11 protein-coding genes are annotated in these 12,517 nt (G+C 66.0%); all 11 read left to right on the top strand.

Going from position 1 to position 12,517, the window contains the following annotated elements; genetic code table 11:
• Positions 1 to 212: 212 nt before the first annotated feature.
• The 11 genes from BW991_RS07845 (at position 213) to groL (ending at position 12,390) form a co-directional block, all read left to right on the top strand.
• Positions 213 to 824, top strand: coding sequence for a QcrA and Rieske domain-containing protein (locus BW991_RS07845; RefSeq protein WP_076601530.1), 612 nt, complete (start codon positions 213 to 215; stop codon positions 822 to 824).
• Between the two features lie 72 nt (positions 825 to 896).
• Positions 897 to 2,633 carry a PQQ-dependent dehydrogenase, methanol/ethanol family gene (locus tag BW991_RS07840; RefSeq protein WP_076601529.1) on the top strand — a complete coding sequence of 579 codons (1,737 nt, stop codon included), beginning with the start codon at positions 897 to 899 and terminating at the stop codon, positions 2,631 to 2,633.
• A 106-nt stretch (positions 2,634 to 2,739) separates the two neighbouring features.
• Entirely contained in the window at positions 2,740 to 4,173 is a 1,434-nt protein-coding gene (gene aldA / locus BW991_RS07835) for an aldehyde dehydrogenase (RefSeq protein WP_076601528.1), read from the top strand.
• Between the two features lie 130 nt (positions 4,174 to 4,303).
• Positions 4,304 to 5,173 (top strand): transporter, encoded by an 870-nt coding sequence (locus BW991_RS07830; RefSeq protein ID WP_076601527.1) that lies wholly within the window; start codon positions 4,304 to 4,306, stop codon positions 5,171 to 5,173.
• A gap of 48 nt (positions 5,174 to 5,221) precedes the next feature.
• Complete coding sequence (locus tag BW991_RS07825) at positions 5,222 to 6,211, top strand: quinone oxidoreductase family protein (RefSeq protein ID WP_342067288.1); 990 nt, start codon at positions 5,222 to 5,224, stop codon at positions 6,209 to 6,211.
• Positions 6,208 to 7,635, top strand: coding sequence for an ATP-binding protein (locus tag BW991_RS07820; RefSeq protein ID WP_084205003.1), 1,428 nt, complete (start codon positions 6,208 to 6,210; stop codon positions 7,633 to 7,635). Before BW991_RS07825 ends, BW991_RS07820 begins: the two co-directional genes overlap by 4 nt.
• The gene (locus BW991_RS07815) at positions 7,619 to 8,266 is read left to right on the top strand and encodes a response regulator (RefSeq protein WP_076601526.1); all 648 of its coding nucleotides are present in this window, start codon (positions 7,619 to 7,621) and stop codon (positions 8,264 to 8,266) included. The genes BW991_RS07820 and BW991_RS07815 overlap by 17 nt, the downstream gene beginning before the upstream one ends.
• Positions 8,267 to 8,360: 94 nt before the next feature.
• Positions 8,361 to 9,029: a hypothetical protein gene (locus BW991_RS07810; RefSeq protein WP_212566869.1), complete on the top strand. Its 669-nt coding sequence runs from the start codon at positions 8,361 to 8,363 to the stop codon at positions 9,027 to 9,029.
• A 296-nt stretch (positions 9,030 to 9,325) separates the two neighbouring features.
• Entirely contained in the window at positions 9,326 to 9,886 is a 561-nt protein-coding gene (locus BW991_RS07805) for a YbhB/YbcL family Raf kinase inhibitor-like protein (protein WP_076601524.1), read from the top strand.
• A 512-nt stretch (positions 9,887 to 10,398) separates the two neighbouring features.
• The gene (groES, locus tag BW991_RS07800; RefSeq protein WP_004311482.1) at positions 10,399 to 10,689 is read left to right on the top strand and encodes a co-chaperone GroES; all 291 of its coding nucleotides are present in this window, start codon (positions 10,399 to 10,401) and stop codon (positions 10,687 to 10,689) included.
• Positions 10,690 to 10,734: 45 nt separating this feature from the next.
• On the top strand, positions 10,735 to 12,390 hold the full coding sequence (gene groL, locus BW991_RS07795) for a chaperonin GroEL (protein WP_076601523.1): 1,656 nt from the start codon (positions 10,735 to 10,737) through the stop codon (positions 12,388 to 12,390).
• Positions 12,391 to 12,517: the final 127 nt, after the last annotated feature.

Raw genomic sequence — 12,517 nt, 5'->3', positions numbered from 1 at the left:
GGACGGCGCGTGCAGGGCCGTGGCGGGCGCGCAGCCCGGGCAGTAGCGGATACCTGCGGCGACGGAATGGGAATTCTGAATTCAAAAAAACCGCAATAAGCTATTGCACTCTGAATTCAGAGTTTGTAGAGTATGCAACACATGAGCTGAGCCACAAGAATCCCCGCCGCAAGGGCTTGCGCAGGGGGTCGCCGAGGATGGAGATGAGTCAAATGGAACAGAGAGAAACTTGTGGGTGCACCGCGCAAGCGCCCGTCGATTCGACCCGGCGCAAGATCTTCAAGATCGCCGCGCTCGGCCTGGCAGCCGGAGTCGGGCTTCACGGGCGTGCGGCACTGGCGCTCGAAACGGTTCCCGAGGAGCTGCGCCATGCAACGGGCGACCTCCTCGTCGAGGAGGATGCCGAGGGCGAGCCGACACCGCTGAAGCTCACGGATCTGCGCGTCGGCAAGCCGTTGCTGGCCTTCCCGTACGACGCCGCTGCGAAGCGCATCCGCTCGGAGACGCGCCTCAACAAGGTCGTCCTCCTTCGCCTCCCCGAAGCCGAACTCGACGCGGAGACGAAAGCCCTGTCCGCCGGTGGCGTGCTCGCTTTCTCCGCAATCTGCACGCACATGGGCTGCGACATCAAGACCTTCATGGGCAGCGAGAAGGTCTTCGCGTGCTTCTGCCACGCCTCCAAGTTCCGCCCGCTCGAACGCGGATCGGTTGCGGGCGGGCCGGCGCCGCGCGCGCTCCCGGTGCTCCCGCTCAAGCTCGACGGCGACACGCTCGTCATTGCCGGTCCGTTCGCCACGCCGCCCGGATTCACGGCGCAGGCGTAGGACGCCTCACCGTTTTGCCATACCCGCGGCTTCCACCAAGCCGCGGCTTCCAACACAAGAGGAGACAAGAAAATGAAGGGTCTGATGAAGGGCATCGCCGTTTGTGCCGTCGCGGTACTCCCGGCGGCCGTGTCCGCCGCGCCCGGCGACTATGCGCCCGTTACCGACGCGCGGCTTAAGAACCCGGAAGCCGCGAACTGGCTCCAGTATCGCGGCAACTACGCGGGCTGGGGCTACAGCCCGCTGGCGCAGATCACCGACAAGAACGTCGGCAAGCTGCAACTTGCCTGGGCGTTCGCCACCGGTCAGAAGGAAGGCCACCAGTCCCCCCCGATCGTGAATAACGGCTACATGTTCGTCACGACGCCGGGCGCGCAGGTGATCGCGCTGGATGCCAAGACCGGCAAGGAGCTGTGGCGCTACAAGAAGGAACTGCCGGGCGAGATGCTCCAGCTCCATCCGACCAACCGCGGCGTCGCCCTGTATGGCGACAAGGTGTACGTGGCGACCGTCGATGCCCATCTCGTCGCGCTCGATGCCAAGACCGGCAAGGAACTGTGGATCAAGCAGGTCGGCGACTGGAAGGCGCTGCAGTACATCACGCTCGCCCCGCTCGCGGCCAAGGGCAAGATCATGGTGGGGTCCTCGGGGGGCGAAACGGGGGTGCGCGGATTCGTCGCGGCCTTCGATGCGGAAACCGGCAACGAGCTGTGGCGCACCTTCACCACCGCGGCGCCGGGCGAGCCGGGCGGCGATACCTGGCCGGGCGAGACCTACAAGAACGGTGGCGGCAGCATCTGGATCACCGGCACCTATGACCCCGACACCAACCTGGCGTACTGGGGCACCGGAAACCCGGCGCCCTGGCCGACCGAGGGGCGCAAGGGCGACAACCTCTACACCGGCTCGACGATCACCCTCGACGTCGATACCGGCGCCCTGAAGAGCTATTTCCAGTACAACCCCAACGACGCGTGGGACTGGGACGAAGTCTCGGCGCCACTGCTGATCGATACCGAGGTCAAGGGCAAGAAGGTCAAGACCGCCGTGCATGCCGGTCGCAACGGCTACCTGTGGGTGCTGGACCGTGACGGCCAGAAGCTGAACTTCGTCGACGCCTATCCCTACGTCAATAACAACACGATCAAGTCGATCGACCCCAAGACCGGCCGGCCGACCTATTTCGAGGAGCGCCGCCCGGGCATGGGCAAGGGTGACGTGCACTTCTGCCCCTCGTTGTGGGGCGGCAAGGACTGGACGCCGGAGGCCTACAACCCGAAGACCGGCCTGCTCTACATCCCGGCGAACAACAACCTGTGCGCCGAGCTGCCGGAACCCGAGCCGACCAAGTACAAGAAGGGCGACCTCTACATCGGCTACCCGATCGAGGCGATCCTGACCGGCCTGCGCTGGGAGATGGGCAAGAAGGACGCGCCGAAGACGATGGGCGAGATCCAGGCCTGGGACCTGAAGACCGGCAAGCAGGTATGGACGCACAAGTTCCCGACCTTCAACTGGGGGCCGCTGCTCACCACCGGTGGCAACCTGGTCTTCGGCGGAGGCACCAATGACCGCATGTTCCGCGCCTTCAACGCGACCACCGGCAAGCTGCTGTGGGAGGTGCCGACGCCGTCGGGCGTGACCGGCGTGCCGACCGCGTTCGAAGTCAATGGCGAGCAGTACATCGCCGTCCAGTCGGGCTGGGGCGTCGATGCCGAGCGCATGCAAGGGGGTATCAATCGACTGCTGGGCGAGAAGACGGTGGTGCCGCAGGGCGGGACCGTGATGGTCTACAAGCTCGCGAAGTGATCCTGGACGGGCTGCCCCGCGGCCCGGCTTTTTTGCCTCGGCTCGATGAATTCAGAGTTCGACAGGGCCGTGCCGTGGCACCCGTCAAGCACATGAGGACAAGCAAATGAGCAAGTCGTATCGCAACTTCATCGACAACCAATTCGTGGACTCGGAAGGGGGCGCGACGATCGAAGTGCGCAACCCCGCGACGCACGAACTCCTGGGCGTCGTCCCGGCCTCCACGCCAGCCGACGTCGATCGTGCGGTCGAGGCGGCCAGGCGCGCCCAGCCCGCGTGGGAGAAGCTCCCGGCGATCGAGCGCGCCGGCCACCTGCGCCGCATCGCCAACAAGCTGCGCGACAACAAGGAACGCCTCGCGCAGACGATCACGCTGGAGCAGGGCAAGATCCTCGACCTCGCGCGCGTCGAGGTGGATTTCACCGCCAACTACATGGACTACATGTCCGAGTGGGCGCGGCGCATCGAAGGCGAGATCATCCCCAGCGACCGTCCGGGCGAGACGATCTTCCTGCATCGCAAGCCGATCGGCGTGACGGCGGGCATCCTGCCGTGGAATTTCCCGTTCTTCCTCATCGCTCGCAAGATGGCGCCGGCGCTGATCACGGGCAACACCATCGTCATCAAGTCGAGCGAAGAGACGCCGCTCAACGCCGTCGAGTTCGCCGAGATCGTCGCCGAGTGCGGGCTGCCGGCCGGCGTGTTCAACCTCGTCAGCGGGGCGGGCAATACCGGCGCGGCGCTGAGCGCGCACAAGGATGTCGGCCTGGTGAGCTTCACCGGCAGTGTGCAGACCGGCATCCGCATCATGGAAACCGCGGCGCGCAACCTGACCCGCGTGAACCTGGAACTGGGCGGCAAGGCACCCGCGATCGTCCTCGCCGACGCCGACCTGGACCTGACGGCAAAGGCGCTGCATGCGTCGCGCGTGCTCAACACCGGGCAGGTGTGCAACGCCGCCGAGCGAGTGTATGTGCAGCGCGGCGTCGCCAATGCACTCGCCGAAAAGCTTGCCGCGCTGATGGCCGAGACTCGCTACGGCAACCCGATGGCCGAGCAGGGCCTGCACATGGGGCCGCTGGTGAACAAGCTGGGCCTCGACAAGGTCGCCGCACTGGTCGACAGCGCCCGCCAGCAGGGCGCCGAGATCCTCACCGGCGGCAAGGTCGCCGGCCGCGAGGGCTTCCACTACGAGCCGACGGTGTTGATGGGCTGCCGCTCCGACATGGACGTGATGACGAAGGAGATCTTCGGACCGGTTCTGCCGGTGCAGATCGTCGAGGACCTCGACGAGGCCATCGCGCTCGCGAACGACTCCGAGTACGGCCTGACCTCGTCGATCTTCACGCGCGACCTGAACGCCGCGATGAAGGCGACGCGCGAGCTGCGCTTCGGCGAGACCTACATCAACCGCGAACACTTCGAGGCGATGCAGGGCTTCCATGCTGGCCGGCGCAAATCCGGCATCGGCGGGGCCGACGGCAAGCACGGTCTGTACGAGTACACCGAAACCCACGTGGTCTATCTCCAGACCACCTGATCGCATCCGTTTCAAGCAGGGAGAAGGGGCCGGGATCCGCGCTGCGGGTCCCGGAGGGGCGAGTCACGCCCGCGAAATCGAAGATCGGCGCGTGTGTGCGCCATTCATCAGAAGAAGCAGGAGACCAAAAGTGAAAAACCGGAAGAGCGTCAAGAAGTCGTGCGTCACGAAAGTGATCCAGGGAGTGGCAGTGGCGGCGCTGTGTGCGGGCGCGACCGTCGCCAATGCGCAGGTCACGCGCGGTTTCATCGGCCCGCACGAATACTCGCTTCCCGACCCCAAGGGCATGAAGCCCTGGAACGTGTTCGTCGAGTACTCCACCTTCCAGAAGACCGGGGATGTGTGGGGCAACAACGGCGGCAAGGACAGTTCGGACGATGTCGAGGCCTTTGTCAGCCTTTCCAAGTTCGTGCACTTCTGGGAAGTCACCGACGGCGTCGGCATTGCCTGGGAACTCATCGTGCCGAAGGTCAGCATCCAGAACCGCGATACCGGCGATGGCGTCAGCGGCATCGCCGACCTGCTCACCGGCCCGGCGTTCTGGATCAAGCCGAACCAGAACTGGACCCTCGGCACCGACATGTTCTTCGTGCAGATTCCCGTCGGCGACCGCGACCTGCGTTCGACGCGCTGGAACGTCGTCGCCTCGGTGTTCTGGGACGCCCAGTACGACAAGTTCAACTACACCGGCAACCTCGGCGCGACGATCAACGGTCCCGTCGAGCGCAAGGGCGCGGCCGAGCCGGCCAACCAGTACTACTTCAACAACCGCTTCGGCTACCGCGTCTCGCAGCTGATCGAGCCGTACGTCGGCGTGGATTACCAGTGGCAGAACAGCAAGGACGGCGCTCCCGCCGCGCATGAACTTGCCGGGGCGGTCGGGGTGATGTTCCACCTGGCACCGACCTACCACCTGTCGGTCCATTACGAGGGCGGCATCGACGGCAAGAACATGCCGGTGTCGAACAACCTCAACGTGCGCTTCGCGTACGTGTTCTGACGTGTGCCGCGGGGGAGCGCCTGCTCCCCCGCGGGCATGAGAGCGAAGATGCCAACAATCGAACGTGCGATCCGCATCCACACGCCCGGCGGCCCCGAAGTGCTGCGTCTGGAGGAGGTGCCGGTCGGGATGCCCGGTCCCGGCGAAGTGCGCATCCGCCACCACGCCTGCGGCTTGAACTTCATCGACGTTTACTACCGCAGCGGGCTCTATCCGCTGGACATGCCGGCCGGCATCGGCATGGAAGGCGCCGGCATCGTCGAAGCGGTGGGGGAGGGCGTCGCCCACCTGCAGCCCGGCGACCGCGCCGCCTACGCCTGCCAGCCGCCGGGCGCCTATAGCACGGCGCGCGTATTGCCGGCGAAGAACGTCGTGCGCCTGCCGGACGAAATCGACTACGACACCGGCGCGGCGATGATGCTCAAGGGGCTCACCGTGCAGTACCTGCTGCGCCAGACGCAGCCGCGGGGCGGGCTCCTGCCGGGCGACTTCGTGCTGTTCCACGCGGCGGCGGGCGGGGTCGGCCTGATCGCCTGCCAGTGGGCGCGCGCCATGGGGCTCAAGCTCATCGGCACGGCCGGCTCGCCCGAGAAATGCGCGCTCGCGCTGCTCAACGGCGCCGCGCATGTGATCGACTACCGCCGCGAGGACTTCGTCGCGCGGGTCGCCGACATCACCGGCGGCCAGGGTGTGAAGGTCGTCTACGACTCGGTCGGCAACGACACCTTCGCGGGCTCGCTGCAGTGCCTGCGTCCGTTCGGGCTGCTCGCGGTGTTCGGGTCGTCCTCGGGGCCGGTTCCACCTTTCAGCCTGCAGATGCTCGCCGCCAAGTCCCTTTACGTCAGTCGTCCGACCCTCTTTACTCACCTGGCGAGCCGCGAAGCGACGCAGGAGATGGCCGACGACCTGTTCGGCATGGTCGCCCGCGGCGCGGTCACGATCCCGGTCGAGCGGCGTTATCCGCTGGCGGATGCGGCCCGCGCGCACCAGGATCTCGAGGCCCGCCTCACCACCGGCTGCAGTGTGCTGATCCCGTGAATTCCACCGCGACCTTCCTCTGGCCGTCGTCGTTCGGACGTGTCCGCGGGCGCACGGCGCGGTCTCGCCCGGTCTCGCTCGCGTCGCGCGTCGGCTTCGTCCTCTTCGCCGCCCTGATCGTGGTGCAAGCCGCCGGCATCGCATGGTGGTTGGGCGAGACCCGACGCGCGATCCGAGAGGAAGTGCATGCGGCGAGCCAGGTCGCCCAGCAGTGGCTCGTCGTGCTCGTGTCGGAGACCCTGCGCGACCCCGACGAGGGACCCGCGCGCCTGATGGGGCACCTGCGTGCGGTCGGCCGACTGCGCGCGAATCGCCTCGAAGTCGTCGCCGCCGACGGCCGGCTGCTCCACGTTTCGCCGGAATCCACCTACAAGGCGGGACGTTTCGCGCCCGCCTGGTTCTCGGACTGGGTCGCGCCGACGCTGCCGGTGCGCCGTTTCGACGCGGGCGACCGCGAGATCCTGCTGCGGCCCGACGCCTCGCGTTCGGTGCTCGACGCGTGGGACGACCTGCGGGCCGTCGCCGGCGGCGTGCTCCTGGCGCTGCTCGCCGCTGCCGTCGCGACGCGTTGGGCCGTGCAGCGTGCGCTGGCGCCCCTCGCGGAAATCGATCGGGCACTTGCCCGTGGCACGGAAGGACGCTTTGACCAGCGCCTGCCGAGCTACCGCGTCGCCGAACTCGACCGCGTCGCGACGAGCTACAACCGCCTCGCCGCGGCGCTGGACAAGAGTCGCGACCGGAACCTGCGCCTGGAAGAGGACCAGGCCTTCGCCAGCGCAGTGCAGGCGCGTCTCGAGGACGAACGCCGCCTCATCGCGCGCGAGCTGCACGACGAACTCGGTCAGGGCATCGCCGCCGTGCGCGCGATCTCCGGCGCGATCCTGCAACGCAGCGCCGACCAGCCCCGCATCCACGCCAGTGCACAGGCCATTCTCGCGATGACCGGCCAGATGCAGGACGGCGTCCGCGCGATCCTGCAGCGCTTGCGTCCGTCGATCGGCGCGGGATGCGGGCTCGACCAGGCGGTCAGCGAATACTGTCGGATCTGGTCGGAAATCCACCCCCATGTCGCGATCGACTGCAGTGCGTCGTCCGCGCGTCCCGCGAGCGCACGGATAGGCATCACGGTACTGCGCCTGCTGCAGGAGAGCCTCACCAACGTCGCGCGTCACTCCGGCGCCACGCGTGTCGCGGTACGCGTCGCGATGACGGACGACACGCTCGAGCTCGAAGTCTCCGACAACGGCTGCGGACTTCCTGCGCAAGCAGTCCCCGGCTTCGGACTGCGCGGCATGCGCGAGCGCGTCGCCGAACTGCAGGGCGAGTTCCGTCTGGGCAGCGCGCCCGGGGGCGGCCTGCGCATCACCACACGCCTGCCGGTTCCGGCCAATCAGGAGGAAAGCGACCATGGTTGCCACGCTTGAAGGTCTGCGCCTGGTCCTGGCCGACGACCACACCGTCGTGCGCATGGGATTCCGCATGCTGCTCGAAGGGGCGGGGGCGGCGGTCGTCGCGGAAGCCGCATCCGGGGAGGCAGCGTTCGCCGCCTTTGCCGAGCACCGTCCCGACGTGCTGGTCATGGATGTGACGATGCCGGGCCTCGGCGGACTGGGCGCACTGGAGCGGCTGCTCGCACACCACCCCGGGGCGCGGGTGCTGATGCTGTCCGCACACGACGACACCCAGGTTCCGACGCGCGCATTGAAGGCGGGCGCCGCCGGTTACCTCTCCAAACGCGCGCAGCCGACGGAGCTCGTCCGTGCGGTGGGCGAAGTCGCGCGCGGCCGGCGCTACGTCGACCCTGAAATCGCGTCACAACTCGCGCTCGCCCAGTTCGGCGACGGCGCCGACCCGGTCGATGCCCTCACGGACAAGGAATTCGCGGTCTTCCTGCAACTCGCGAAAGGCCGCGACGTCCGCCAGGTCGCGGATTCGCAGCGCGTCAGCGCCAGCACCGTCGGAACGCACCTGTATCACATCAAGCAGAAGCTGCAGGCGGCGAATTCGGCGCAGCTCGCGCTGATCGCCGTGCGCGCGGGGCTCATCGAAGCGTAGCCGCCGCGGTTCTTCTCAGGCAGCGCAGCGCAACACGTTGCACTCATCCATTCTGCCGGCTCGCAAGAGCCGCCTAAACGAAGAGGTGATACAGATGAAAACAACCTTGCCCGTCTCCCCGACTTCCCGCGCGCAAGCGCCTGGCGCCCCTCAGGCGAAGAGGAATCGCTTCGGGTCGATTGGCGCCGCATCCTTGCTGGCGTGCGCCATCGGCTTCACCCCCGCGCTGCACGCAAAGGAGATAGCGGTGGGCGATGGTTCATTCAAGTGCCTGAACGACATGGTCAAGGTGCGCCATTTCTACGTCGACAATCTTCTCGGCAACCGCGCAGCGACCATCAAGGTCGCCGAAAGGGGAAAAGGAAAGTATCCGCCCGGATCGGTGGTCCAGCTGATTCCCGGCGAGGTGATGGTGAAACATCCCGACGGCTTCAATCCCGCGACCAGGGATTGGGAATTCTTCGAATTGGACGTCTCGAAAGACGGATCCAGGATTCGCAGACGCGGCTTCGTGGACGTGGTCAACCGATTCGGCGGGAACTGCTTCGCCTGCCACGCAAAGGCGCGCCCCGAGTTCGACATGGTATGCGAGATCGATCACGGCTGTGACCCGATCCCCATCACCCGGCGGATGCTGGCGGCGCTGCAAAAGACCGATCCGCGGTGTTCGGCGCCTGCGGCCCTTGCCGACGACGATCGGCTCGCCCTGAAGGAGTTGGACGAGGTGTTGAAGACCATGACGATGCCTGCAGGTCCGAAGTGAGGCATCGATGATCACGCATCAGCGCATCGCCGCGGGCTGAGTTGCCCCGCGAATTCCATCCTCCGGCGTGCGGCGGACCAGACCGCCTGCGCTGCGATTGGCAGACACGAGTTTCGCTGAAGGGTGCCACGGACCAACGCCTGAACTGACTCCTCCTCTCCGCATCATTCATGCGGGCACCCTTCCTTTTTTGTTCTGCAGCAATCGCCCCGGCGATTGCTGAGCAGTCCCCGGGGCCGAGCGGACACGGCGCCCCGGCCCCGCTTCCACGATTCATCCAACGTGAGGTTGAACGCATGCGATACAAGAATTCCCTGACCCTGCTTGCCGCCGCGATGACGTTCGGCGCGACGTTCGCGGCCCATGGCTTCGAACTGAAGAGCAACCTGCGGAACGGCCAGGCGGTTCCGCCCGACTACTACCAGAACAACTTCGGCTGCAATGGTCCGAGCACGTCCCCGATGCTCGAGTGGAAGAACCCGCCCAAGGGGACCAGGAGCTATGCGATCACCTTCTTCGACAAGAGCGCACCGACCGGCTCCGGCTTCTGGCACTACCTCGCCTACGACCTTCCGGCCGACACGACCCGGCTGGAAGCGGGCGACCTGACGACAGCGAAGCTGCCTGCCGGGGCCAAGGAAGGAAACACCGATCTCGGCAAGCCCGGCTATTTCGGCCCATGCCCGCCCGTCGGGCGCAAGCACACCTACGTGTACACCGTACACGCGCTGAAGACCGAGAAGCTCGACGTCCCGGCCGGAGCGACCTCGGCCATCATCTCCTTCTACATCTGGCAGAACACGCTGGGGAAGGCATCGCTCGAGGTGACCGCGGGCCCCCGGACGGACAAGAAATAATTGTGAAAGCTTCGGAAGTCTGTAGCAGGAAGCAGCCGGACGGGGCTGTTGCGACGTGAATTCGTCGGACCTCCATGCCGGCTAATGACGCATGAGCATGCCTGGGCGACCTCTTCGCGTCGCTCGGGCGTAGCTCAAAACAACTCCGTGCGCGGCCTGCCCGTATCGGGCGCCGCTGCGGCGCGCGCACCGCGTCCGCGGGCTCACGGCCCGCAAGCGCTCAGGTCTCGCCTCGGCTAATGGCGGAGGCGGGCGCAAATTCTCACGGCCGGCCACGCCCTCGTCGGCCCTCATCCCGCTCGTAGCACTCCGAAAGCAAGCGACGTTGCCCGCGCGCGTGACGACCGGCGACAACATTTCTCACCGCCCTGCACTTGAAATCCCAAAAGTGCGTCCCTATTATTAGCACTCGTTGGCAGTGAGTGCTAACGGCCCGGGCAGCCCCCGAGGCCACAGCGAATTTTCCGGACGGGACATGTCCCGTGCTCGATGTAATAACAAGGAGTGAGTCAATGAAAATCCGTCCCTTGCATGATCGCGTGATCGTCAAGCGCCTCGAAGCCGAACGCAAGACCGCCAGCGGTATCGTCATCCCCGACTCGGCCGGCGAGAAGCCCGATCAGGGCGAAGTGCTGGCCGTCGGCAACGGCAAGATCCTCGACGACGGCAAGGTCCGTCCGATGGCCGTCAAGGTCGGCGACAAGGTCCTGTTCGGCAAGTACGCCGGCCAGACCGTCAAGGTCGAAGGCGACGAACTGCTCGTCATGCGCGAAGAAGACATCATGGGTGTCGTCGAGGCCTGAGCGCCCCGGTCGGACCGATCCAAAGAACTCAAGGAGCAATGAAGAATGGCTGCAAAAGAAGTCAAGTTTGGTGATTCCGCCCGCGACCGCATGGTTGCCGGTGTCAACGTCCTGGCCAACGCGGTCAAGGTGACCCTCGGCCCGAAGGGCCGCAACGTCGTGCTCGAGCGCTCGTTCGGCGCCCCGACGGTGACCAAGGACGGCGTGTCCGTCGCCAAGGAAATCGAACTGAAGGACAAGTTCGAGAACATGGGCGCGCAGATGGTCAAGGAAGTCGCTTCCAAGACCTCCGACATCGCCGGTGACGGCACCACCACCGCGACCGTGCTGGCCCAGTCGATCGTCCGCGAAGGCATGAAGTACGTCGCCGCCGGCATGAATCCGATGGATCTGAAGCGCGGCATCGACAAGGCCGTCGTCGCCACCATCGAAGAGCTGAAGAAGCTGTCGAAGCCCTGCTCGACCAACAAGGAAATCGCCCAGGTCGGTTCGATCTCCGCGAACTCGGACTCGGACATCGGCGAGATCATCGCCCGCGCGATGGACAAGGTCGGCAAGGAAGGCGTCATCACCGTCGAAGACGGCAAGAGCCTGAACAACGAACTGGACGTCGTCGAAGGCATGCAGTTCGACCGCGGCTACCTGTCGCCCTACTTCATCAACAACCCGGACAAGCAGGTTGCCATCCTCGACAACCCCTTCGTCCTGCTGTTCGACAAGAAAATCTCCAACATCCGTGACCTGCTGCCGGTGCTGGAACAGGTTGCCAAGGCTGGCCGTCCGCTGCTGATCGTCGCCGAAGACGTCGATGGCGAAGCGCTCGCCACCCTGGTGGTGAACAACATCCGTGGCATCCTGAAGACCTGCGCCGTCAAGGCCCCGGGCTTCGGCGACCGCCGCAAGGCCATGCTGGAAGACATCGCCGTGCTGACCGGCGGCCAGGTTATCGCCGAAGAAGTCGGCCTGACCCTGGAGAAGGCTGCCCTGACCGACCTCGGCCAGGCCAAGCGCATCGAAATTGGCAAGGAAAACACCATCATCATCGACGGCGCCGGCCAGACCGACCGCATCGAAGCGCGCGTCAAGCAGATCCGCGTGCAGATCGAGGAAGCCACCTCCGACTACGACCGTGAAAAGCTGCAGGAACGCGTGGCCAAGCTGGCCGGCGGTGTGGCAGTCATCAAGGTCGGTGCCGCGACCGAAGTCGAAATGAAGGAAAAGAAGGCCCGCGTCGAAGATGCGCTGCACGCCACCCGCGCTGCGGTCGAAGAAGGCATCGTCCCCGGCGGCGGTGTTGCGCTGCTGCGTGCCCGTGTCAGCCTGGCCAGCCTGAAGGGTGACAACCACGACCAGGACGCCGGCATCAAGATCGTGCTGCGTGCGATGGAGCAGCCGCTGCGCGAGATCGTCGCCAACGCCGGTGACGAACCCTCCGTGGTGGTGAACAAGGTTGTCGAAGGTTCGGGCAACTTCGGCTACAACGCTGCTACCGGCGAGTACGGCGATATGGTCGAGATGGGCGTGCTGGATCCGACCAAGGTCACCCGCACCGCGCTGCAGAATGCCGCCTCCGTGGCCAGCCTGATGCTCACCACCGACTGCATGGTCGGCGAAGCTGCCGATGACAAGCCCGCAATGGGCGGCGGCATGGGCGGCATGGGTGGCATGGGTGGCATGGGCGGCATGGACATGGGCATGTAATGTCCGTCTGAGGTCCGGCTCAGGTCCGCCTGAGCCAGGCCTCATGCACCCGGGCATCCGTGCCCGGCACAACGGCCCCGCTTCGGCGGGGCCGTTGTGCTTTCTGGCGGATGCCGCGCGCGCAAGA

It is taken from the genome of Aromatoleum tolulyticum (assembly GCF_900156155.1).
Taxonomy (GTDB): Bacteria; Pseudomonadota; Gammaproteobacteria; order Burkholderiales; family Rhodocyclaceae; genus Aromatoleum; species Aromatoleum tolulyticum.
Note: the sequence above shows the minus strand (reverse complement) of the source record. Positions and strands in the feature narration are given on the sequence as shown.